15 protein-coding genes are annotated in these 24,713 nt (G+C 44.6%); 9 read left to right on the top strand and 6 right to left on the bottom strand.

Annotated elements, in window-relative coordinates; translation table 11 throughout:
* The first annotated feature begins 243 nt into the window (after nt 1-243).
* The 4 genes from DA100_RS09925 (at nt 244) to nspC (ending at nt 8,585) form a co-directional block, all read left to right on the top strand.
* Nucleotides 244-2,700: a cadherin repeat domain-containing protein gene (locus DA100_RS09925; RefSeq protein ID WP_240800903.1), complete on the top strand. Its 2,457-nt coding sequence runs from the start codon at nt 244-246 to the stop codon at nt 2,698-2,700.
* Between the two features lie 502 nt (nt 2,701-3,202).
* Nucleotides 3,203-6,103, top strand: coding sequence for a pyridoxal phosphate-dependent class III aminotransferase (locus DA100_RS09920; RefSeq protein WP_138971990.1), 2,901 nt, complete (start codon nt 3,203-3,205; stop codon nt 6,101-6,103).
* A 14-nt stretch (nt 6,104-6,117) separates the two neighbouring features.
* On the top strand, nt 6,118-7,362 hold the full coding sequence (locus tag DA100_RS09915; protein WP_138971989.1) for a carboxynorspermidine synthase: 1,245 nt from the start codon (nt 6,118-6,120) through the stop codon (nt 7,360-7,362).
* An 89-nt stretch (nt 7,363-7,451) separates the two neighbouring features.
* Entirely contained in the window at nt 7,452-8,585 is a 1,134-nt protein-coding gene (gene nspC / locus DA100_RS09910; RefSeq protein ID WP_138971988.1) for a carboxynorspermidine decarboxylase, read from the top strand.
* 68 nt (nt 8,586-8,653) lie between these two features.
* Here the strand turns inward: nspC and DA100_RS09905 are convergent, their stop codons facing one another.
* A complete protein-coding gene (locus DA100_RS09905; RefSeq protein WP_138971987.1) occupies nt 8,654-9,166 on the bottom strand; it encodes an ACT domain-containing protein in 513 nt (170 codons plus the stop codon).
* Between the two features lie 211 nt (nt 9,167-9,377).
* The gene (locus DA100_RS09900) at nt 9,378-10,274 is read right to left on the bottom strand and encodes a DUF3943 domain-containing protein (RefSeq protein ID WP_138971986.1); all 897 of its coding nucleotides are present in this window, start codon (nt 10,272-10,274) and stop codon (nt 9,378-9,380) included.
* 174 nt (nt 10,275-10,448) lie between these two features.
* On the opposite strand from DA100_RS09900, the gene DA100_RS09895 reads away from it, so the two are divergent.
* On the top strand, nt 10,449-11,690 hold the full coding sequence (locus DA100_RS09895; protein WP_138971985.1) for a CinA family nicotinamide mononucleotide deamidase-related protein: 1,242 nt from the start codon (nt 10,449-10,451) through the stop codon (nt 11,688-11,690).
* Nucleotides 11,691-11,934: 244 nt separating this feature from the next.
* Nucleotides 11,935-12,174 (top strand): 30S ribosomal protein S6 modification protein, encoded by a 240-nt coding sequence (locus tag DA100_RS09890; protein ID WP_138971984.1) that lies wholly within the window; start codon nt 11,935-11,937, stop codon nt 12,172-12,174.
* A gap of 349 nt (nt 12,175-12,523) precedes the next feature.
* Here DA100_RS09890 and yfaE read toward each other — a convergent pair whose 3' ends face one another.
* From yfaE to ubiG, 4 genes are all read right to left on the bottom strand, one after another.
* The gene (gene yfaE / locus DA100_RS09885) at nt 12,524-12,802 is read right to left on the bottom strand and encodes a class I ribonucleotide reductase maintenance protein YfaE (protein WP_138971983.1); all 279 of its coding nucleotides are present in this window, start codon (nt 12,800-12,802) and stop codon (nt 12,524-12,526) included.
* A complete protein-coding gene (nrdB, locus tag DA100_RS09880; RefSeq protein ID WP_138971982.1) occupies nt 12,802-13,935 on the bottom strand; it encodes a class Ia ribonucleoside-diphosphate reductase subunit beta in 1,134 nt (377 codons plus the stop codon). The genes yfaE and nrdB overlap by 1 nt, the downstream gene beginning before the upstream one ends.
* An 83-nt stretch (nt 13,936-14,018) precedes the next feature.
* Entirely contained in the window at nt 14,019-16,301 is a 2,283-nt protein-coding gene (gene nrdA, locus DA100_RS09875) for a class 1a ribonucleoside-diphosphate reductase subunit alpha (RefSeq protein ID WP_138971981.1), read from the bottom strand.
* A 468-nt stretch (nt 16,302-16,769) separates the two neighbouring features.
* Nucleotides 16,770-17,477, bottom strand: a complete 708-nt coding sequence (ubiG, locus tag DA100_RS09865; RefSeq protein WP_138971979.1) for a bifunctional 2-polyprenyl-6-hydroxyphenol methylase/3-demethylubiquinol 3-O-methyltransferase UbiG — start codon at nt 17,475-17,477, stop codon at nt 16,770-16,772.
* A gap of 284 nt (nt 17,478-17,761) precedes the next feature.
* On the opposite strand from ubiG, the gene gyrA reads away from it, so the two are divergent.
* From gyrA to DA100_RS09850, 3 genes are all read left to right on the top strand, one after another.
* Nucleotides 17,762-20,389 (top strand): DNA topoisomerase (ATP-hydrolyzing) subunit A, encoded by a 2,628-nt coding sequence (gene gyrA / locus DA100_RS09860; protein WP_138971978.1) that lies wholly within the window; start codon nt 17,762-17,764, stop codon nt 20,387-20,389.
* 224 nt (nt 20,390-20,613) lie between these two features.
* A complete protein-coding gene (locus DA100_RS09855; RefSeq protein ID WP_138971977.1) occupies nt 20,614-22,368 on the top strand; it encodes a bifunctional diguanylate cyclase/phosphodiesterase in 1,755 nt (584 codons plus the stop codon).
* 195 nt (nt 22,369-22,563) lie between these two features.
* Entirely contained in the window at nt 22,564-24,447 is a 1,884-nt protein-coding gene (locus DA100_RS09850; protein ID WP_138971976.1) for a methyl-accepting chemotaxis protein, read from the top strand.
* Nucleotides 24,448-24,713: the final 266 nt, after the last annotated feature.

Below are 24,713 nucleotides of genomic sequence, written 5' to 3'. Positions count from 1 at the left end.
TGTGTTTAGCCTGTGGCGAGTATCAAAAGCTTAGTTGATATATCTCTTATTTGAGAATTTTTGCGTCATAAAAATGAGACCTAATATTAATGACTTAGTAACTTTTGTTAGTACTTTGTTGCTATTAACTAGAATATCAGTAGCTTCGGAGCTAGTTTTTAAGGTGTAGAGGTATGCGTAATTTGTATCTTCACAATGGTGGAGAGGGGGGGATCGCATACCGTTTGTATGGGGAACCTGCTTATGAATGCGAAGAGCTTAGCGCCGTTTATACTTGCCAGCACAACTGTTGTGATTGACGTAAATGGTGATATCCGAGAGTTGTTGCCAGGCGAAGTTCCGGCACCCGGTGAAGTGATAGTAGTCTTGGGACAAGACGCTACAGCCAATGCTGATTCACCGACTGGGATTGAGGCACAGTTAATCGGAGAAGGGGGAAATCTCGAACTCAACCTAGATAATGAAATCGCTTCGATTATTGAGCAGATTGAGCAAGGTGTCGATCCAACTCAGAACGACGATTTCGCGACCGCCGCCGGAGGACAGGATGGCTCAAGCCTCACTGGTTCGGGAGATATCGACCGTACTGGTATCGAAACATTAGCAGAGACTCAATTTGATACTTCAGGATTGGAGTCTCAAGGTTTGTCTGAAACGCAAAGTCTTGCCTTGTTGGATATTGTTGCGGCACAGCTTGTTATTGAACTTGAAGCGCCAGTGTTTGACGCAGAGAGTTACGATTTCTCTTATGATGAAAACTCAGAACCAGGTACGGTAATCGGAACCGTTTCTGCGACGGATTTTGAGAGTGACAGTGTCACATATTCTTTGGTGTTTGAAGATGGTGACCCACTAGCCGATTACTTTGCCATTGATTCGGATACAGGGGATATATCACTGACGGAAGCAGGGGCTGCCGCCTTCACCAATGATTTTGAAGATGAAGGTAGCTTAAATAGCCACGACATTGTTGTACAGGCCAGCGATGGTACTAACATCTCCCAAGTATTAGTTACTTTAAATGAGTTGGATGTCAATGAAGCACCTGAGTTTGATCAACCTGAAGGTGGTTATGCATTCAGCTACAACGAAAATTCCTCTGACGCCTATGTGATAGGTACCGTGACCGCCACCGATGAAGATGCGGGTGATGTGGTGAGCTACAGCATCAGTTCGAATGTTCAGGTTGATGGTCAAGACTTGTTCGAAATAGACAGTGTGACTGGCGAAATCTCTCTTACAACGGCGGGGGTAGACGCCTTCACCAACGATTATGAATTGCCAGACAACCAGCACACCATTACGGTGGTGGCGTCAGATGGTGAACTCAATACGGAAGTCGTGGTTGACCTAACGGAGCTTAACGTTAACGAACTACCAGTTACCGAAGACTTTAACGTTGATGCGGGTGAAGCGATCATTGTGCCGATTATATTCGACTCTGATGACGAACTACTCGACCACATTTCAGATGAAGATGATGACTTTAATGGTGTTGAGCTCAACGTGATGATCACCTCTTTGCCACAATACGGCACCTTGCTCTATACCGATGACTTTGGTGAAACCAGAGTGACTACTGAAGTAGATCTTCACGTATTAGGTAATGATATTGATCCTGCTAAGTTATTTGATCCTAGCAGCTTTACTTTTGTCCCAGGACCGGGCGAGCCATTTGAAATGGGGTATAGCGGCGACCCAGAGAATATTGTTCTTGACGAAGATGGCTTCTATAACTGGGGTGAGTGGGTCAGTGATACCGAACGTCTAATCACTTTAGAGAATGGCAATACCATCGGCATATCGATTGTCGACAACAACGATAAACCGCTCAAACAATACACCGGCGGCCCTGCCCATGTTGGTTGGGGTATCGGTGATACTGATGGTAGTGGTATGAATAAAGAGGAAAAATTAATCGTTGATCTTAGCAACAACCCTCTCGGTGTGGTGACCTTTGGCTTAGATGGTATGGGGGGCTCATTTGTCGCCAACAGTAATGTCTATGTCGAGGTTACATATACGTTTGCCGATGGTACTACTCATGTAGAGCAATACCATAAAGATGAGGGTGACGTGGGTAACGAGCAAATTCTTTACGAATTTAGTTACTCCTCTCCAGATAACCCAATTGTTCAGATGGAACTAAGTTCGACAGGGGGCAACTGGGAGTTACGTTACTTGTCAGGTACACAAGATATCACTGAAGACATCACTTTTGACTATGTGGCTGTCGATTCAGATTTAGCAGTGAGTAACGAATCAACCGTGACCATTGATGTATCGGAATCTCCAGAGTATGAAGTGCTTTCCGCAGCTCAAGGAGATGAAATGAATGCCGATTTGGGTAATCAAATGATGCTCGGTGATAGCGAGGACAACGTGTTCACTTGGCTCGATGGTACCTTAGATAACGGAACCGATGTTGTTGACAACTTTGAGCTCGGTAGTGATTTGATCGATTTACGCGGTATTTTGGAACAAGATGACAGCGTACTGCTGGGTGATCTTATCGATTCCATCAGCACTGAAATAGACGGTGATGACATTGTTATGACCGTGTCAGATGAGGGACGAGAGCAAACCATAGTGTTAGAGGGAATGACCACAGCCTTTGAAGAGGCAGGTTTCATCGAGAACAATCCGATCACCAATGAGTTGGAATTATTGGCTCAAGTATTGAAAACAGATGCAGCATAATTAACCAATAAAATGGCCAGCCAAACGGTTGGCCTTTTTGATAATTGGGTTATTATTTCAAAAGTGCAGGTCAAAAAATATTGCCAGATGAATTCGAATTATGTTAATTTTCGCCGCAATCTCGGAGATGAGTCGTAATTCGATATTCTGGGGGATACGCGTGATGGCATTCGGGCTGAGTGAACATCACGTAGGGTAGGTATCGACAAACCCTTTTGTCGATAGACGGGATACTTATGTCGCTGAAGACATGTGAATAGGAAACCCAACATTGAATCCACTAAACAAAACTACACTAATCAGCTTAGTTCTACCACAATGCCCTGTTTTACAAGACAGTTGCATTACTGAACCTTGATCTAAATTCTCTTCTATGTAGTCCATCGTAATGATGGGGCGAATTGTCGTACGCGTTATTTATTTCGATCGCGGAACGGCTTGCTGTACCCTCAATTCAGACGTTGTTCTGCTGAGGGATAATTACATTTCAAGGGATTAGATCATGAGCACAGCCTTTGAAGTCGATAACGCAGTGATGAACACCGATATCGCAACCCCTTTTTCTACACAAATTCCAGTATTGAATGGCATCTACGATTTGACGCCAGACCAAGTACTGATTGATCAAGAGCAGCACGAATCTGCCGTACGCTCTTACCCTCGTCGTCTACCTATCGCAATCAAGCAAGCCTACGGTGTGCTTGTTGAAGATACCCGCGGACAGCTATTTCTAGACTGTTTGGCTGGTGCTGGTACGTTGGCATTGGGCTATAACCATCCGGAGATCAACCAAGCACTTAAGGATGAACTCGACAGTGGTTTGCCATATCAGACTCTTGATATGGCAACGGAAGCCAAAACAAAATTCATTAAGAGTGTTAAGCACTTTCTTCCTCAGCAATTAGGCGACAACTGTGTTATTCAGTTTTGTGGTCCTTCAGGCGCTGACGCCGTTGAAGCTGCGATCAAATTAGCTAAGCAGACTACTGGTCGTAATACCATGTTCGCTTTCCGAGGTGCATACCATGGTATGACTAACGGAACCATGGGCATGATGGGTAACTTGGGTACCAAGGCTCGTCGTACCGGTTTGATGTCTGATGTTCATTTTATGCCTTTCCCTTACAGCCTACGCTGTCCGTTTGGATTGGGTGGTGATGAAAGCGCTAAAGCAAGTATCCGGTATATCGAACGTCTGCTAAACGATGATGAAGCGGGCATTATGAAGCCAGCCGCCGTCATTGTAGAACCAGTGCAGGGCGAGGGTGGGGTCATTCCTGCGCCTGCTTTTTGGTTACGTGAGTTACGTCGTATCTGTGATGAACACGGTATCCTACTAATTTTTGACGAAATTCAGTGTGGTGTTGGTAAAACTGGCTACAACTTCGCGTTTGAAGAAGCGGGTATCATTCCTGATGTACTGTGTTTATCAAAGGCGATTGGTGGCGGTATGCCTATGTCGTTGCTGGTTATCAACAAGCAGCACGACACATGGAAACCAGGTGAACACACAGGGACTTTCCGCGGTAACCAACTTGCGATGGTATCGGGTGCTAAAGCACTAGAAATTATCCAACGTGATAACTTAGTTGAGCATGCCAACATCGCAGGTCAATATCTGCGTCTTGGTCTTGAAGGCATTCAAAAGCGAGTAGATTGTATCGCAGAAGTGCGTGGCAAAGGCTTGATGCTAGGTGTTGAGATCCGTAAGCCAGGCAGTGAACTGAATAAATTCGGTGAGCCGGTATCTGATGGTCAACTGACACTGAAGATTCAGCGTGCAGCGCTAGAGCGTGGTCTGATGGTAGAAAAAGGTGGGCGTGACGGTTCGGTTATCCGTTTCCTTCCTCCTCTGATTATCTCTTTCGAGCAAATCGATTTTGCGTTACGTGTGATTGAAGAAGCGATTCTTGTTGCTGGCGGCAACCCAGTGTCCCCTGAGCAGGCGAATGAGAGCTGGAAACAGCACTTTATCCAAACTGGTGAAGCAGGCGGTCGTGAGTTTGCCAAAATGATGAACCACGCGACTTCAGCGATGAAAGCCGTGTTTGATCAAGTTGACGCGCCATACTCTGGTCTAGAACCAAAGCTATTGGAGCAAGCGATCAACTCTGTTGACCTAGATAACAGAAACGCGCCACTTGCAGACATTATTGGTGAAACGGCGGAATTAGTCGCGAAAAACTCAATCATTGTTCAGCATCCAGACTGTATCGCTCATCTACATACGCCACCATTGATGCCATCGGTAATCGCGGAAGCGATGATCGCGGCGCTAAACCAATCAATGGATTCTTGGGATCAATCGTCAGCAGCCACTTATGTTGAGCAAAAAGTCGTAGACTGGATGTGCAGTAAGTATGACCTAGGTTCAAAAGCAGACGGTGTATTCACTAGTGGTGGTACGCAAAGTAACCTAATGGGTTTGTTGATAGCGCGTGACTGGGTAGCAGATAGACTGAACTCTCACTCAGTGCAAAAGCAAGGCTTACCTGATTACGCCTCAAAGCTTCGCATTCTGTGTTCGAAAAAGTCTCACTTCACAGTACAGAAGTCCGCATCTTTGCTTGGGCTCGGTGAAGGCGCGGTATGCTGCGTTGATGCCAATCCAAATGGCACGATGAAAGTGGCAGCGTTACAGGCAGAAGTTGAGGCTCTGCTGGGTCAATGCCTGATTCCTTTCGCGGTCGTGGGTACAGCGGGGACAACCGATCATGGCGCCATTGATGACCTAGCGGCAATTGCCGATCTCGCACAGCAAAACCAGATGTGGTTCCACGTTGACAGTGCTTATGGTGGTGCGCTGATCTTAAGCAGCCACAAAGACCGTCTAGCGGGTATTGAACGTGCAGATTCTGTTAGCGTTGATTTCCACAAGTTGTTCTATCAAACAATCAGTTGCGGTGCGATTCTCCTTAAAGACAAAGCTAACTTCCGATTCCTACTTCACCATGCTGATTATCTGAATCGCGAACATGATGAGCTACCGAATCTGGTCGATAAGTCAATCGCGACGACCAAGCGTTTTGATGCGTTAAAAGTGTTCATGACAATGCAGAGTGTCGGTCCAGATACCCTGGGAGAAATGTACGATCACGTTATTGAACAAACTCAGCGTGTTGCTGAACTTGTTGACGTACATGAAGGGTTTGAGTTACTGGCTCAGCCTTCTCTTTCTACGGTGCTGTTCCGTGCGGTGAATCCAAACGCCACTGATCTCGATGAGCTGAATAAAGTCGTAAGACTAGAGGCTTTAGTCCGCGGAATAGCGGTGCTAGGTGAGACTATGGTTGATGGTAAATCGGCACTGAAGTTTACAATTTTAAATCCATGTTTAAAGATATCTGACTTCGAATCTTTACTGAACAAAATCAATACACTGGCGATTGAGCTAGCAAAATAAAGGTAACAAATACTATGGCTATTCTACAAATTGGTGCAGGTGGTGTCGGATGGGTTGTTGCTCACAAAGCGGCACAAAATAACGATGTTCTAGGTGATATTACCATCGCTTCGCGCACAGTCGGTAAATGTGAAAAAATCATTGAGTCTATTCAAAAGAAGAACAACCTCAAAGATCCTTCTAAAAAGCTAGAATCTCGCGCAGTGAACGCAGATGACGTGGATGCGTTGGTTGCACTGATCAACGACGTTAAACCTGATCTTGTTATCAACGCTGGTCCTCCATGGGTCAACATCAAGATTATGGAAGCATGTTACCAAACTAAAGTTAGCTACCTAGATACCTCAGTTGCTGTAGACTTGTGCTCAGAAGGTCAGCAAGTTCCTCAAGCGTACGACTGGCAATGGGGTTACCGTGAGAAGTTCGAACAAGCGGGTATCACGGGTATTCTTGGCGCAGGTTTCGATCCAGGTGTGGTATCAGTATTTGCAGCGTATGCAGTTAAGCATCTGTTCGATGAAATCGACACGATTGACGTGATGGACGTAAACGCAGGTGACCATGGTAAGAAGTTTGCGACAAACTTTGACCCAGAAACAAACATGCTTGAAATCCAAGGCGACTCATTCTACTGGGAAAGCGAAGAGTGGAAGCAAGTACCGTGTCACTCACGTATGCTTGAATTTGACTTCCCACTTGTAGGTAAGCATAAAGTTTACTCAATGGCGCACGACGAAGTTCGTTCAATGCAAGAGTTCATTCCAGCAAAACGTATTGAGTTCTGGATGGGCTTTGGTGACAGATACCTAAACTACTTCAACTGTATGCGTGATATTGGTCTACTGAGTCCAGAGCCATTAACACTGCATGACGGTACTGTTGTACAGCCTCTTCATGTTCTAAAAGCACTACTGCCAGACCCTACTTCCCTTGCATCGGGTTACACGGGTAAAACCTGTATCGGTACTTGGGTTCAGGGTAAGAAAGACGGCAAAGAGCGCAGTGTCTTCATCTACAACAATGCGGACCATGAAGTTGCATATGAAGATGTAGAACACCAAGCGATTTCTTACACAACGGGTGTTCCTGCAATCACTGCTGCGCTTCAATTCTTCCACGGTAAGTGGGCGGACAAAGGCGTGTTCAACATGGAACAGCTTGACCCAGATCCGTTCCTAGAAACAATGCCAGAAATCGGCCTAGATTGGCATGTTCAGGAACTGGAAGTTGGTCAGCCTGTTATCCATAAGCTGAAGTAATCGGCCTGAACGACTGACAGATAAAATTTAAGCCGATGCTTTGCATCGGCTTTATTCGATTTTAGAGTGAACCTACTCAAGGTATTAGAATGCAACATAACGAACTTAAAACCCCTTACTTTATGATCAATGAAGATAAGTTGGTTGAAAACCTCGATAAAGCGAAACAGCTTAAAGAGATTTCAGGTGTTAAGCTGGTGCTGGCGCTGAAATGTTTCTCAACTTGGGGGGTGTTTGACATCATTAAGCCGTATCTTGATGGTACAACAAGCTCTGGCCCGTTTGAGGTTAAGCTTGGCTACGAAACATTTGGTGGCGAAACACACGCTTATAGCGTCGGATACAGTGAAGAAGACGTACGTGAAGTTGCGGATATCTGTGACAAGATGATCTTCAACTCTCAAAGCCAGTTGGCAGCCTACCGTCACATTGTTGAGGGCAAAGCATCACTAGGATTACGTTTGAATCCAGGTGTGAGCTATGCAGGACAAGACCTTGCTAACCCTGCACGTCAGTTTTCGCGCTTAGGTGTTCAAGCCGATCACATTGAACCGCAAATTTTTGACGAAATTGATGGCGTGATGTTCCACATGAACTGTGAGAACAAAGATGTGGACGCATTTATCAGCTTGCTTGATGCTATCTCAGAGCAGTTTGGCGAATACCTCGACAAACTTGATTGGGTAAGCATGGGTGGTGGTGTGTTCTTCACTTGGCCTAGCTACGATATCGAAAAACTAGGTTTTGCGCTAAAGGCGTTTGCGCAAAAACACGGCGTTCAAATGTATCTAGAGCCGGGTGAAGCAATCATCACTAAAACCACTGATCTTGTTGTGACTGTGGTTGATATTGTTGAGAACGTAAAGAAAACGGCTATTGTTGATTCGGCGACAGAAGCACACCGTTTGGATACGCTTATTTACAATGAGCCAGCATCGATTCTTGAAGCATCAGAGAACGGTGAGCACGAGTACGTAATTGGTTCTTGTTCTTGTCTGGCTGGCGACCAATTCTGTGTTGCTAAATTCGAACAACCACTAAAGATTGGTCAGCGTTTGCACATTTTGGACAGTGCAGGTTATACCATGGTTAAACTCAACTGGTTTAACGGGCTTCGCATGCCTTCGGTTTACTGTGAACGCTCTAATGGTTCGATCGAAAAGCTGAACGAGTTCGACTACTCAGACTTTAAACGTTCATTGTCTCAATGGTCAGTGAAATAAGATTGACTGACTTCGACTAGCAATGAAAAAGAGAGCGACATTGGCGCTCTCTTTTTTAACAAACTGCCTTAGCTTTCAACTAAGACGCGAGTATCTTCACTGAGAGACTCCAGTTCATTAGCGACATCTTTGATGTCGAGCTCTTTTGGTAATCTTATTGCCATATTTGCGGTAAATAGACTTGAACTGACACCGCCACCACCAGCGATAAATACGCGCTGACAATCCATATCTAGAATATTAATACCTTGACCATCAAGTACATGAGTGATCTCATTGACAATACCCGCTCGATCGTTGGAATCGAGTCTTAATTGGTAGATGGTATCAACGTGATGATTGGCCTGAGCGGATTCCGTGATTTGTACCAGTAAATCTGGGTGACCATTGAAAGCATCTTTGACCACCTCGGCATTCTCAGTAGGCAGCTCAACTTTTATTACCGCAGCAACTTGATCCTCAATAAAATTAACTTTGCTGATTAACCACTTACCACCATTCTCATGGGTGATTGCGGCTAACTGCTTAATTGTCGCAGGTGTTGCTTTACCGACGAAATTAACGATAAATGTGCTTTGCATAGTGAGCCTCCTAGCGTTGATACAGGCAAGATTCATCGGTCCAAACCTATAGGAGGATGAATGCCTAAATTCAGTTTAGGATTGTGGCAAATGTTAGGTTTGACTTGGGTCAACTTTTAAACCTAATCTATTGTTGGCATTACTAATATCACGTAGCGAGCACAAAAAAAGCGACGTGGAGACGTCGCTTTTTCATAGGATTGAGAGGTATTTAGAAGGTAATTTTCATTTCTACGCCGTAGAAAACGTCATCGTAGCTCGCTCCCGCATCCATGGCGAACTTAGCTGCATCTTGGTTACCAAACCAAGGTTTGCTGCTGTATTGGAACTCAGCGCTGCCGCCCCATGCGTCACTGACCCAGCCATGAATATGGCCAACAGGGTTGAGGAAGAATAGGGTAATGCCACCCATGGTTTCAGAACCCATGACTTCGCCACCAGAAGCTACGATATCTTGTTCTGCTTCGAACATCATTTCACCGACAACCGCACCAAAGAATGGAGTAATGAAGATATCTTGCCATGACGGGATCTCTGCGAAGGCCTCGACGCCGTATTCCCAGAAGAATGTCGACATAGTGGCAGAGTAAAGGAACGACTCAAATTCATTAAATCCAGCATGGCGAGCTGCGGTGTAGTAAACACCACCAAAATATGGGTGCATGATGTAGTTTAGGAAATGTTCATCACGGTCCCAAACTGGGCCATCAGTGACGTTATCTTTCCATTTTTTACCAAGGCCACTTAAGTTACGATCTTCTTCATCCCACTTTGTGATAGATTCTGGAAGTAGTGTCATCAAGCCGACAGTTGCAACGCTCAAACCTAAGATGGTGTAAGTCTGACCCATAAGGTAGTCCCAATCTTTTTCGCTTGAAGGCGTGAGATACTTTGGCAGCCCCTGATCTTCAAGTTTGAGATCATTTTCGGTCAAACTTAACCAATAAGGATCTTTAGATTGATATTGATAGGAGTGATTGTAGAACGTGTCGGTCTCAGCTTGATCTACTGTATACGAAAACTCAATATGTTGATTTGATTCATAAACATTAGCGTTGGCGCAAGCAGACGCTGACAACATTAAAGCAGCAATGCTTTTTTTGAACACAGAAAACTCCATCGTTATTATTTTAATGATCAGGTTCACAATTATCTTATAAACTTAGCGGAATAGAAACCCGTAATTGTCCTAAATAAGTAATTGGTTCGATTTTAGGACTATGAGAATAGTATTTATAAGTTAAACTCACGAACGTGAGAGGTTTCCCATAAAGGATAAATGATGTTAAAAATCGCAATGCTAAGCACTGGGGAAGAAGTTCTTCACGGAGATATTGTTGATTCCAATGCTGCGTGGTTGTCACGTCGATTTTTCGAAAATGGTTACAGTCTGACCAAACGTTCAACGGTTGGCGATGAAATGTCTGCGCTAGTGGAAGAGCTTATGATGCTCAGTTTCAATAGCGACATTGTCGTTGTAAACGGTGGTTTGGGGCCAACTAGCGATGATTTAAGTGCTCAGGCAGCCGCAGAAGCCGCCGAAACAGAGTTGGTGCTGTATCCTGAATGGTTGGAAAAACTAGAGCGTTTTTTTGCTGGTCGTGGTGTCACTATGCCAGAAAGCAATCGCAAACAAGCCATGTTGCCAAAAGATTCCGTTCTACTCGATAACCCGATTGGAACGGCTTGCGGGTTCAAAGTTACTTTCAATAACTGTGATTTTTATTTCACTCCTGGGGTACCGAGTGAATTCAAGTTAATGGTCGATCAACAGATCCTACCGGATATGAAGCAAGTTCATCCCGATATTGCGGGTCTCGAGTGCAGTAAACTCTACACATTTGGCACCTCAGAGTCTGCGCTGTCCGATAAACTTGATAAAGTTCAGTTGCCTCAAGGATACACGCTTGGCTATCGTTCATACCTGCCATACATCGAAGTGAAACTGTTTGGTCCAAAGAACGATTTGGATAATCGCGTCAAGCTGCTACAAATCATTTTCAACTTGATTGAAAGTAATGTCGTGAGTGTCGATGAGTCGATGCCAGAACATCTTGCTTTCCTCATTCAAGAGAAACAGTACTCGATATCGACGGCTGAGCAGTCAACCTTTGGTGCGTTGTCTCAATGTTTGCACTCAGACTCCCAAGCAGCCCAATACTGTGGTCATGGTTGGGTGTTAGGTGAGCGTGTTGCTGTTGGAGATGCGAATGATGATCCATTGGCGGCGGCCTTTGCCCTTGCAGGTGCGACCAAAGATAAATGTGCAACGGATCTGGCGATTGTGACAGGTAAGGTATCCGACAAAACCTTTTCTGTGGCGATTGCGGCAGCGGAGGGGGAGTGGGGGCAAACCTTGACCTTGAATCGTAATTACAGTTGCGATGAGCAAGTTCTCGTTATCACCACAGTGGCGGCTGATATGTTACGTCGTTACCTAAGCGCTAAGCCGATGTTCGTTTCCTACAGTTCTCTAACTAGAGAAAAGGAAATGTTCGTTCCACGAAGCGTCCTCAAAGCATAGTTATTCAGCTAGAAGAGCGAGCCAGTTTTGTCAAACTGGCTCAGACTGCTGTTCTGTAATAAGTGAATGAATATGTTTCTTATTACTCGTGTCGTCTCATATTATTTTCTTATGCCAAAATCATATAATGCTTAACGCGATGATTTTCAATAGAACAGAAACTTGTCTTACTTTTGCAACGTGCATTCTTCACAATAACCTTTAAACTGACTATTCGATTTGCAAACTGTTCAAGGAGGTTCGCATGTTTGGTCAATCAAAAATCATTGTGTGGTATCAGGTTGCAAGCCAAAAAGTCCTTTTGGGTGAGGCGGTTAGGGATGGTCGTCAAGATATGATCTCATTATGGCTGCAAGCTCCAAAAGAGAAGCGAGGCGAAGATAGCCTTGGCTATCACCTATCGTTGTTCGATGACGATGGCAGGGAGATTGCGGACAAGTCTGTCTCGATGGTGACAGCCGATCAGTTTTTGTCGCGAGCTTAAATCTCAGTACAACCATAAAATTAGTTTAGTTTTCACTTCACTATTTTGGTGAATAGTTATTCACATTGGCGTTATCATTCAAAAGGTCTAGAGAATAGAATTTTGGCTTCTGATCAGTGAGTGGTAGGGTTTTGTGACTGACACAGCGAGTTAGAGATGTAATGGAATATGTTTTTCTAAACGCTGTGATCAGACCTTATTCCTACGACTAAATCCAGAAAATTTACGACTAATGGATGAGACGAGTCTTCTTGTAACAAAAGGTTAATCCGTTAAGCTGAAGAACACAAAATAAAATGGCCGACATCATAATGATATCGGCCGTTTGTGGCTAGAACAGTGCAAGTTGTTATGCGCGCTTCTCTTTTAGTACGTAGTTGACACCCTCAATCTCGATGTCTGACTTCGCTTTACAGATGCACGGCAAAATCTCTTTCTCTTGCGTGTAAGCCATTGCAAAACCAACGTATTCCACTTCTCCAGAAACCAGGGTGCAGCGGCAAGCGCCACAATGACCATCTCGACAGTTATATTCTGGCTCTAACCCAGCGTTCTCCATCGTTTCCAAAATGGTATTTGATGGGTGAGACTGGATAGCAGTGAGGCCGTTAATTTTGATATTGGGCATTACAGTTCAAAGTCCTTGAAGTCGTCCGCGCGAACATCACTGTCGATCTGACCGACAAGGTAAGATGAGATTTCTGCTTCTTGCGGCGCAACCTGCACGTTGTCTGAAGATAACCATGCATTGATCCAAGGAATCGGGTTAGATGTCGCTTCAGGGTAAGCCGCATCAAGACCGACAGCCTGCATACGGATGTTGGTGATGTATTCAACGTATTGGCAAAGAATGTCTTTGTTCAGACCGATCATCGAGCCATCTTTGAATAGGTATTCCGCCCACTCTTTCTCTTGCTCTGCTGCTGCTTTGAACAGATCGAAACACTCTTGCTTACACTCTTCAGCGATTTGTATGAATGAGAAGTCATCCTGACCGTTGCGCAGTAGGTTGATCATATGCTGCGTACCGGTTAAGTGAAGTGCTTCATCACGAGCAATTAGCTTGATGATTTTAGCGTTACCTTCCATAAGCTCACGTTCAGCAAATGCGAATGAACAAGCAAAACTTACGTAGAAACGAATGGCTTCTAATGCATTAACCGACATTAGACACACATATAGTTTCTTCTTCAGGTCATGCAGTTTAATGGTGATCTCTTCACCGTTAACCTGATGAGTACCTTCGCCATAGCGGTGGTAGTCATTGGTCATCTTAATCAGATCATCGTAGTAGTGAGAAATGTCTTCAGCACGTTTTAGGATATGCTCGTTCTCTACGATATCGTCAAACACCAAACCAGGGTCGTTCACGATGTTACGAATGATGTGCGTGTATGAGCGAGAGTGAATCGTTTCAGAGAAAGACCAAGTCTCGATCCACGTTTCTACTTCTGGTAGTGACACAAGGGGAAGTAGTGCAACGTTTGGGCTACGACCTTGAATAGAATCAAGCAAGGTTTGGTATTTTAGGTTAGAGATGAAAATGTGTTTTTCATGCTCTGGTAGCTTGTTGTAATCGATACGGTCGCTAGATACGTCAACTTCTTCTGGACGCCAGAAAAATGAAAGCTGCTTTTCAATCAGCTTTTCGAAAATCTCAAATTTCTGTTGGTCGTAGCGTGCTACGTTGACTGACTGACCTAAGAACATTGGTTCTTTTAGCTGGTCATTTTTGTTTCGGTTAAAAGTACTGTAAGCCATGATGCCTCAATTCCTTTTATGCCCCTCGTTACAAGAGGGGCGAATAATTTGTTATGCCTTAGCCACTGAGAGTGGGCCAGGGATTAAATCTTACAACCGCCGCCTGCGCAATCGTCATCTTGTGGTTGTACAGCGTCCTTCTGGTCGTCGCTCGCACCATCACGTGTGTTATGGTAGTAAAGCGTCTTAACACCGAACTTATACGCAGTAAGAAGATCTTGCAGCAGTTTCTTCATTGGTACTTTACCGCTTTCGAAACGCGTTGGGTCGTAGTTAGTGTTTGCAGAGATAGCTTGGTCAACAAACTTCTGCATGATACCAACTAGGTGCAAGTAACCTTCGTTCGAACCAATATTCCACAGTAGCTCGTAGTTGTTTTTGTACTCAGTGAACTCGGGAACAACTTGCTTCAAGATACCATCTTTAGACGCTTTCACTGATACATAGCCACGTGGCGGCTCAATGCCGTTAGTCGCGTTAGAAATCTGAGAAGAGGTCTCAGAAGGCATCAATGCTGTTAAGGTAGAGTTACGCAGACCATGTGTCATGATCTCTTGGCGTAGGCCATCCCAGTCATAGTGCAGCGGCTCATCACAGATCTTATCCACGTCTTTCTTGTAAGTGTCGATAGGAAGTAGACCTTTCGCGTAGTTTGTCTCTCCGAATAGAGGACACTTACCTTGCTCTTTTGCTAGTGCTACTGATGCTTTCAACAAGTAGTATTGAATCGCTTCAAATGTACGGTGAGTTAGGCCGTTTGCGCTGCCATCAGAGTATTTCACGCCATTCTTAGCAAGGTAGTATGCGTAGTTGATAACACCCACACCTAGAGTACGACGGTTCATAGTAGATTTGTACGCCGCTGGAAGAGGGTAGTCTTGGTAATCAAGCAGTGCGTCAAGAGCGCGAACTACAAGATCTGACAGCTCTTCAAAATCGTCGAGCGACTTAATTGAACCCAAGTTAAATGCAGACAGAGTACACAGTGCGATTTCGCCAGAGTCATCTTCAACGTTGGTTAACGGTTTGGTCGGCAGTGCAATCTCAAGACACAGGTTAGACTGACGGACTGGTGCAACTTCAGCGTCAAATGGGCTGTGAGTATTACAGTGGTCAACGTTCTGAATGTAGATACGACCTGTAGAGGCACGCTCTTGCATCAAGATAGAGAACATCTCAATTGCTTTAACGGTCTCTTTTTTGATTGACGGATCATTTTCATATTGAACGTATAGGCGCTCAAACTCATCTTGGTTCTGGAAGAACGCGTCGTAAAGTCCAGGAACGTCAGAAGGCGAGAATAGCGTGATGTTGCCACCCTCAACCAGACGTTGGTACATCAAACGGTTCAACTGAACGCCGTAGTCCATATGACGAACACGGTTTTCTTCTACACCACGGTTATTTTTCAGGACCATAAGTGCTTGAGATTCACCGTGCCATAGTGGGTAAAATACGGTCGCTGCACCGCCACGAACGCCGCCCTGAGAACAACATTTCACCGCAGTTTGAAAATACTTGTAGAACGGGATACAACCAGTGTGGAATGCTTCGCCACCACGGATCTCTGAACCTAGAGCGCGGATACGACCTGCGTTGATACCGATACCAGCACGTTGTGATACGTAACGAACGATAGAGCTCGCCGTCGCATTGATAGAATCTAAGCTATCACCACACTCGATCAGTACACATGAACTGAACTGACGAGTAGGAGTACGTACACCAGACATAATTGGTGTAGGTAGAGAAATTTTGAATGTTGAAGTCGCATCGTAGAAACGCTTGATGTAATCAAGACGAGTCTCTTTTGGATACTTAGCAAACAAACAAGCCGCAACAAGAATGTATAGGAACTGAGCACTTTCGTAGATCTGACCTGATACGCGGTTCTGTACAAAGTACTTACCTTCTAGCTGTTTAACAGCAGCGTATGAAAAGTCTAGGTCACGTTTGTGGTCTAGGTAATCATCTAGCTCATCCAGCTCTGCTTTGGTGTAGTCTACCAGAATGTGCTTGTCGTATTTGCCCATTTCAACAAGATGAGATACATGATCATATAACGTTGGTGGCTCATACTGACCGTACGCTTTTTTACGCAGGTGGAATACAGCTAATCGAGCAGCAAGGTATTGGTAGTCAGGCGTCTCTTCTGAGATTAAGTCAGCCGCTGATTTGATGATAGTTTCATGAATATCAGAGGTTGTAATACCGTCATAGAACTGAATGTGAGCGCGCAGTTCTACTTGAGATACAGAGACGTTATCTAGACCTTCTGCAGCCCAGGTAATAACGCGATGGATCTTTTCAAGATCAATACTTTCTTTGCGTCCGTTACGCTTTGTAACGGTAAGTTGTTGGTTCATTCTGCTTCATTTCCCTAACAAAACTGATTAAAGCCGGATTTTTGTGTAATTCTTGTAAAATTCGTTCCGGCTTTGTGATCAAAGTCTATCTATATATTGTAGTACAAACACAACATATAGGGGTGCACCGAGGTGCGGATTACAAGATAGTGCTATCCCCACTGTATTTCAAGTTGCAGATCTTGGATGACTTGTGGATAACTAACAAAAATGAAAAAAACAGTAAGTGTCTACTAACCGATGAAGTTAGAGCAGCAAAGATTGTGTAAAACTGCACTTTGAGGATCGGTTTAGAAGTAACCATAAACAAAAAAAAATCCCTTGATCTTTACTCAATTTTGAGTGCGATTATTGAGTTGATTAAATTGGAATCAGATCGACAAAAATAGGTTAAAAAAGAACTAAAAAAGGCGGTGAGCTTGTGCTACCGCCTTAAACATAACCTTGTCTTTAATCAGGTGAAATTTGCTAAAACTTTTGAGTGTGGACGATGTAGTTCACGTCAACATTTCGACCTAGTTTATAGGTGTCGGTAAGAGGGTTGTAGTGCAGACCAGTTATCGCCATTTCGGTCAAATCGGTACGATCGACCATCTTAATCAGTTCAGCGGGACGAATAAACTTCTCGTGGTCATGAGTTCCTTCAGGAACGATTTTAAGCAGCTTCTCTGCACCCACAATCGCAAACAGATACGACTTAACGTTACGGTTGAGAGTAGAGAAGAAAACATGACCACCAGGCTTTACAAGTGCTGCACATGAGCGAATGACTGACTGAGGATCAGGAACATGTTCTAGCATCTCCATACAGGTCACAACATCGTACTTACCTGCATTGTCGACAGCGTGATCTTCGATGGTACTCTGGATGTAAGTGAGCTTAGTTCCTGTTTCAAGGGCATGAAGGCGAGCAACTTCAAGGGGCTCTTTACCCATATCTAGACCAGTCACCACGGCACCTTGCTTTGCCATGCTTTCAGCAAGAATACCGCCGCCACAACCGACATCGAGTACGGTTTTTCCAAATAAGCCGTCAGCCTTGTCAAGAACATAGTCTAAACGTAATGGGTTGATTTGGTGCAGTGGCTTAAATTCGCCCTCCAAATCCCACCAGCGTGAGGCCATATCCTCAAACTTCTTAATTTCATTTGGATCGACGTTTTGTGATTGGGTCATAACAACTCTATTAATTAACCAGCTTCCTTGAAGGGGGCATTATACCCTTTAAATGATAACACTCCACAAGGAGGGGGCACTTTTATCGATTGTTGAACAAAATGTAGCCACTAATCAGCAAGATATAAGATCAGTGTGCAATTTCTCGGCGTTTGATTCACAACCAACCTCACAACCTGATAAAAGGAGAGGGAAAGTAATGCCGAACCACTGAATTGTATGTTATATTTTTGCACCTTAAACGTATTGTACATACGATCTATAAATAGAGGGATAATGGCTCTATGAGCGATCTAGCGAAAGAGATCACGCCCGTAAACATTGAAGATGAGCTTCGAGGTTCATACCTAGACTATGCGATGTCAGTTATCGTTGGTCGTGCTCTTCCAGATGTGCGTGATGGCCTAAAGCCTGTACACCGCCGCGTTTTGTTCGCGATGAATGTACTTGGTAACGATTGGAATAAACCATATAAAAAATCTGCCCGTGTTGTTGGCGACGTAATCGGTAAATATCACCCACATGGTGATAGCGCTGTGTACGATACTATCGTACGTATGGCACAGCCGTTTTCGCTCCGTTACATGCTAGTCGACGGTCAAGGTAACTTCGGTTCGATCGATGGTGACTCAGCGGCGGCAATGCGTTACACCGAAGTTCGCATGGCCAAAATCGCCCACGAACTTCTCGCAGACCTAGATAAAGAGACAGTGGACTATGTACCGAACTACGACGGTACTGAACAAATTCCAGCTGTTCTACCTACAAAAATTCCTAACCTGCTGGTAAACGGTGCTTCTGGTATCGCGGTAGGTATGGCAACCAACATTCCACCACATAATCTTGGTGAAGTGATTGATGGCTGTCTTGCGTACATCAATAATGAACAAATCACTATTGATGAGCTGATGGATTACATTCCAGGCCCAGACTTCCCGACAGCGGCGCTAATTAGCGGTCGCAAAGGTATCGTAGATGCCTACAAGACTGGCCGTGGCAAAATCTACATGCGTTCTAAAGCGGAAATCGAGACAGAAAAGAATGGTAAAGAGACCATCATTGTTACCGAGATCCCTTATCAGGTAAACAAAGCTCGCTTGATTGAAAAAATTGCGGAGCTTGTAAAAGATAAGAAAGTAGAAGGCATCAGTGCACTGCGCGACGAGTCTGATAAAGACGGTATGCGCATTGTTATCGAATGTAAGCGCGATGCAGTAGGCGAAGTGGTTCTAAACAACCTTTACGCTCAAACTCAGTTGCAGACAACGTTCGGCATCAACATGGTTGCACTGAACAATGGTCAACCTCAGCTATTCAACCTGAAAGATATGTTGAAGTGCTTCGTTGATCACCGTCGTGAAGTGGTGACTCGTCGTACTATCTACGAACTACGTAAAGCGCGCGACCGTGCACATATCCTAGAAGGTTTAGCACTAGCGTTAGCGAACATCGATGAAATCATCGACCTTATTCGTAACGCACCAACGCCAGCTGAAGCTAAAGCAGGCTTGGTTGCTCGCGGCTGGGATTTGGGCAATGTGGCGGCGATGCTAGAGCGCGCTGGTACTGACGCTGCTCGTCCAGATTGGCTAGAAGCTCAATACGGTATCCGTGATGGCTTGTACTTCCTGACAGAAACTCAAGCACAAGCAATTCTAGACCTACGTCTACACAAACTAACAGGTCTTGAGCACGAGAAAATTCTTGATGAATACAAGCAACTTCTAGAAGAGATTGCTGAACTGATGCACATCCTTGCAAGCACAGAACGCTTGATGGAAGTGATCCGTGAAGAACTTGAATCTGTTCGTGATGCCTTTGGCGATGTTCGTCGTACAGAAATTACTGCCGCAAGCCATGATATCGACATGGAAGAGCTGATTGCTCGTGAAGACGTAGTAGTAACACTTTCTCACGAAGGTTACGTTAAATACCAAATCCTAAGCGATTACGAAGCTCAGCGTCGTGGTGGTAAAGGTAAGAGCGCAACTAAGATGAAAGAAGAAGACTACATTGAACGTCTTCTAGTGGCGAATACCCACGACAACATCCTATGTTTCTCTACTCGCGGTAAGACATACCGCTTGAAAGTGTACCAACTACCGCTAGCAAGTCGTACTGCACGTGGTAAACCAATCGTCAACATTCTTCCACTGGAAGAAGGTGAGCGTATTACCGCGATTCTGCCAGTCTCTGAGTTCAGTGCCGATAAGTTTATCTTTATGGCGACTGGCGACGGTACAGTTAAGAAAACGTCACTGGATCAGTTTGCAAACGTTCGTTCAAATGGTCTGATTGCGGTTAATCTACGTGAAGATGACTCTCTGATCGGTGTTGACATTACAGATGGTCAAAGTGACATCATGCTGTTCTCTAAAGCGGGTAAAGTTGTTCGCTTTAGTGAAGATAAAGTACGTGCAATGGGACGTACAGCGGCAGGTGTTCGTGGTATGAAACTGGCCGATGACGATCAAGTAGTATCGCTAATTGTTCCTTCTAACGAGGGTGACATCCTGACTGTGACTCAAAACGGTTTTGGTAAGCGTACTGAACTTGCAGAGTACCCAATCAAAGGACGCGCAACACAAGGTGTAGTATCAATCAAGGTTTCTGAACGTAACGGCCCTGTGGTTGGTGCGGTTCAGGTAGAGGAAGGCGACGAGATGATGATGATCACCGACGCTGGAACCTTGGTTCGTACACGCGTAGCGGAAGTAAGCCAAGTGGGTCGTAACACTCAAGGTGTCACGCTCATCCGTACTTCAGCTGATGAAAGCGTTGTTGGTCTACAGCGAATTGACGAAGTTGAAGAAGCTGAACTTCCAGAAGCTGAAGAGGGTGTTGAAGGTGAACAAACTGTATCATCAGAAGCACCAGAGGCAGACCAAAAAAGTGATGATACTGAAGCCTAAGCTAAAGTAATAATCTAATTAATGAGGAATGCCAGACGAAAGTCTGGCATTTTTTTTGTCTTTTTATTTAAGGTGATAGAGGTCATAGGAACATTTTCGACTATGCTTTAGGTTAGTAGTATAATCATTTAATGGTATTGCGTTCTATTTAATGGTTGTGCATACTGTATGCTTCTTGGTCATTTATAGGCTTATTTGCAGGCATTTTTAGTAAGGAGGGTTGAGTGCAGTTGAAGCATTTCAATCGAGTAGTCCAATATGGTGTAACAGCTTTTTTCTTTATTTCTGTTGCCCTAATAACCTATACACTTATCTCTGAACATAAGTCTATTCGTCTGCTTTACACTGCGTTTCCTATTGCTATGTTAGTCGCTTACTTTTCACCTCATAGGCGAATTAAAATTATTGCAAGTTTGGTCTCTTTATTCTTGATCTTCGGAGGTTCGATTATCGAACCTTTAGAGATGGATGCCATTGAAGAAAGCTTACTTGTCTTACCCCTCTGCTACATCATATTGTTTCCAGGTTCATTGTGGCCAATCGCGGTGGGACTTGGGCTGATAGGCAGCTACCTTATTGATCTTCCTACTGAAGAGTTTGACGAGTTCGTCGAAGATGCAATTGAAGTACTCTTTATTACGATATTTGCCACAGTGATGACCTTCTATCAGCAAAAAGCGAAAAAGCAATCACGGTTGTATAAGCGGGCAAGTTTGACTGACTATTTGACCAATCTGCCTAATCGTAAGTCCTTTTTCCAAGCGGTGAGTGATCTTAGTGCCTGTGATCAGATGGACTATGCAGCGATTCAGGTCGGCTTGAACAACTTAAAGAAAGTGAATGACGATTTGGGCTACGGTTATGGTGATGAATTACTGTATCAATTCGCTTGTCACATTAAAAGACTTGTAGGTGGACACGGAAAACTATTTCGCTTAGGCGGTGATGAACTGATTATCTTGGTTGCCTGCCAGAATGGCGAACTCTATGAAGTGAATAAACTTATCGATCGACTTGAGGCGCATCATGACAAAGTGTGTAAGATCCACAACACTTCGCACAGACTGAGATACAGAGGAGGATGTGCTCTGCTAAGTGATGCGCAAAATAACATCAAAGTATGGGGAAAAAACGTCGATGCGGCTGTTGCTCGAGGCAAGCAGAACGAATCGATTCGTGTCCAATGGTACGATGATGAATTGATGGATGAGACGATTCGTGCGCATCAGATTGAAATAGAACTCAAAGGCGCGATTGATAACCAGCAATTGTTCCTTGTCTATCAGCCAAAAGTCGATTTAGAAAGCAATAAGATCGTCGGTGCGGAAGCCTTGATCCGCTGGCAGCATCCAGATTTAGGGCTTGTGGCACCCAATGATTTTATTGGTGTTGCGGAGCGAACCGCGCAAATCATCCCAATCGGCCGATGGGTTTTCGAACAAGCCATTATTCAGGCTAAGGCTTGGCTCGATAAGGGCTCGCTGATTCCTATTTCTATCAATGTTTCCAGCGTTCAGTTTGCTCATGACGATATCTTTCCTTACATCATGGAACAGCTAGAGAAACACAAGTTGCCAGCCAATTGTTTGCAGATTGAAATCACCGAAACCGCAATGATGGATAAGCATTCCCAAGTTGCTCAGACTTGTAAAAAACTTCAAGACCTAGGGGGCACGATAGCCATTGATGATTTTGGGGTGGCGTATTCTTCATTGAACTATCTAAAACATCTACCTATCGATGTGGTCAAGATCGACAAGTCATTTATTGATGACTGCGTAGAAGACGTCACCGACCATATGATTGTTCGAACCATAATCCAAATGGGACACAACCTAAACAAAACGGTGATTGCCGAAGGGGTAGAAGTCGACGAGCAACTCGAATTACTGCGTCGGGAAAAATGTCATCAGTATCAGGGTTACCTTTTTTCCAAGCCCATTTCTGCCGCAGAGTTTAATCAATTACTCATACAATAGTTGACAAATTGATGTCAAAAGTGGGTATAGAGTGCTGTGGTGATGACATGCGCAAAAAACACCGTCATACGTTTATTAAAATATCGGGATAACAATACGTTATCTTAAGTCAAGATACTGTCATTAATTGGTGCAAATGTAAGAAATTGCCGATAAAATCCCCTTCCTGTCTGTTCTACTAATTGTATAGAAACCATGAAACTATCCTTAAAACAAAAACTCATCGGCGCGAGTTTAATCGCCGTTGTGCTGATGGCAAGCGCTTTGACGTGGCTATCCGCCGATCAACTAGCAAAACAAACACGTAATGGTATAAATGCACGTGCAACAAGCTTAGCAAATGCGGCATCTGTAGGCGTTTCGGACTGGATATCGATCCGTAAAGATATTGCCAGTGCATTCAACGACTACAGCCGTGAAGCCGATGTGGTTCCGTTCCTGCAGCAAGCACGCAAAGCAGGCGGTTTTGATGACATTTTCCTTGGTACGCCAGAAGGTGGGATGTACCGCTCACACCCTGAACGTAATCGTGCAGATTACGACCCACGCGTTCGTCCTTGGTATATCGATGCGAGTAATGCGGGTAAACAGATCATTACCACAGCCTACACCGACGCAATCACCAATGCGTTACTAGTAACAATCGCTGAACCAATTCGTGCCAATGGACAGTTTGTTGGAGTGGTTGGTGCTGATGTACTTATCGACCAGTTAATTAATGACGTCATCAACTTGGATGCCGGTAAGAACGCATACGCAATGCTGATTGATGCTCAAGATGGCACATTCTTAGCTCACCCTGACAAATCACTCTCATTAAAGCCAACGAACACTCTTTCTAAACAACTAACTTTGCGTGAGATCGAAAAGCATGCCAATACAGGTTCAGTAGTAACATTTGAGCGTAACGGTCAAGAGAAGCTCTACTTCTTTACTAAGGTGCCAGACACTAAGTGGATCTTTGCCATTGAGATGGACCGTACAACGGAAGAAGCGGCACTGGCTGAGCTGCTACAAAGTTTGATCATCACGGCTGTGGTTATCACCTTAATTGTGATTGTACTTGTTTCATGGCTAGTTAGTTACTTGTTCAACGATTTGGTGCGTGTTTCAAAAGCGCTAGAAGAGATCGCGTCAGGTGAAGGCGACTTGACTCAACGTCTTGAACCACGCAGCGATGATGAAGTGGGGCAGTTAGCAAATAACTTCAACATCTTTGTTGGAAACATGCATGCGATGGTATCTAAGCTAAGCGTGGTTTCCGCTTCACTTTCAGAACAGTCTAAGCAGACGGCGATGCAAGCTGAAGAACGCAGTGCTCGTATCCGACTACAACAAGATGAAATCAACATGGTCGCGACCGCGATCAATGAGATGGCCGCCGCAACCCAAGAGATCGCTGGTAATGCAGATCACACAGCGCAAAACTCTAGCGAGGCTGTAACAGCTTGTATCCACGGTGGCGAGCAAGTCGTTCAAACTCAAGGCTCTATTCAAAATCTAGCCACAGAAGTGAGTGTAGCGACAGAAGTCATTCAAGAATTGGAGCAACACGGACACAGCATCAGTACCATCTTGTCGACGATTCAAGACATTGCAGAACAAACCAACTTATTAGCATTGAACGCAGCAATCGAAGCGGCGCGTGCTGGTGAACAAGGTCGTGGTTTTGCGGTGGTTGCCGATGAAGTTCGAGTGCTGAGCCAGCGTACACATGCGTCGACCAAAGAGATTCAGCAAATGATTGAAACTCTGCAAAACACGACAGGTAAAGCCGTCGGTATTATGGGCGACAGTCGCCAACTAGCCGATACCAGTGTAAGTGATGCAGACTCTGCTGCGGTGAGTTTGACACAAATTCAAACGGCGGTTGAACGTATCAGCGATATGGCGACTCAAATCGCTTCTGCTGCGGAAGAGCAAGCTTCTGTGACGTCTGAAATTACTCGCAATACCGTCGGTATCCGCGATGTTTCTAACGAACTCGCTGACGAAGCGCACGATGCAGCATCTCAAGCGGCTCAACTATCTGAGTTGTCTAATGAACTTGAGCAAGAAATCCAGCGCTTTAAACTCTAAGTGACCCGAATACAATAAACTTGTTATGACCCCCAATTGTTGACTAAAAACATTGGGGTCTTTTTATAGATGGTATCGATGGTGTGTGATGAGATGGTCACCTCTATCTCGGCATCGCAATGTGCCATGATTAACTTTTGACAGAATCAAGGATAAAGGTGACCAACATGAAATATAGGCTTATTAGTATCGATTTAGCAAAAAATGTGTTTCAGATTGCTGTATTCGACCGACAAAACAGACCGGTTTCGAATTGCCAAGTACGC

Origin of the sequence: Vibrio sp. Hep-1b-8 (assembly GCF_006124995.1) — a bacterium.
Taxonomy (GTDB): domain Bacteria; phylum Pseudomonadota; class Gammaproteobacteria; order Enterobacterales; family Vibrionaceae; genus Vibrio.
The sequence above is the reverse complement of the archived record's forward strand: the minus strand, read 5'-3'. Positions and strand labels throughout refer to the sequence as shown.

Excerpts from the sequence above, each read along its gene's own strand:
- DA100_RS09925 (WP_240800903.1), top strand. The coding sequence starts at position 244 with ATGAATGCGAAGAGCTTAGCGCCGTTTATACTTGCCAGCACAACTGTT.
- DA100_RS09920 (WP_138971990.1), top strand. The coding sequence starts at position 3,203 with ATGAGCACAGCCTTTGAAGTCGATAACGCAGTGATGAACACCGATATC.
- DA100_RS09915 (WP_138971989.1), top strand. The coding sequence starts at position 6,118 with ATGGCTATTCTACAAATTGGTGCAGGTGGTGTCGGATGGGTTGTTGCT.
- nspC (WP_138971988.1), top strand. The coding sequence starts at position 7,452 with ATGCAACATAACGAACTTAAAACCCCTTACTTTATGATCAATGAAGAT.
- DA100_RS09905 (WP_138971987.1), bottom strand. The coding sequence starts at position 9,166 with ATGCAAAGCACATTTATCGTTAATTTCGTCGGTAAAGCAACACCTGCG.
- DA100_RS09895 (WP_138971985.1), top strand. The coding sequence starts at position 10,449 with ATGTTAAAAATCGCAATGCTAAGCACTGGGGAAGAAGTTCTTCACGGA.
- DA100_RS09890 (WP_138971984.1), top strand. The coding sequence starts at position 11,935 with ATGTTTGGTCAATCAAAAATCATTGTGTGGTATCAGGTTGCAAGCCAA.
- yfaE (WP_138971983.1), bottom strand. The coding sequence starts at position 12,802 with ATGCCCAATATCAAAATTAACGGCCTCACTGCTATCCAGTCTCACCCA.
- nrdB (WP_138971982.1), bottom strand. The coding sequence starts at position 13,935 with ATGGCTTACAGTACTTTTAACCGAAACAAAAATGACCAGCTAAAAGAA.
- nrdA (WP_138971981.1), bottom strand. The coding sequence starts at position 16,301 with ATGAACCAACAACTTACCGTTACAAAGCGTAACGGACGCAAAGAAAGT.
- ubiG (WP_138971979.1), bottom strand. The coding sequence starts at position 17,477 with ATGACCCAATCACAAAACGTCGATCCAAATGAAATTAAGAAGTTTGAG.
- gyrA (WP_138971978.1), top strand. The coding sequence starts at position 17,762 with ATGAGCGATCTAGCGAAAGAGATCACGCCCGTAAACATTGAAGATGAG.
- DA100_RS09850 (WP_138971976.1), top strand. The coding sequence starts at position 22,564 with ATGAAACTATCCTTAAAACAAAAACTCATCGGCGCGAGTTTAATCGCC.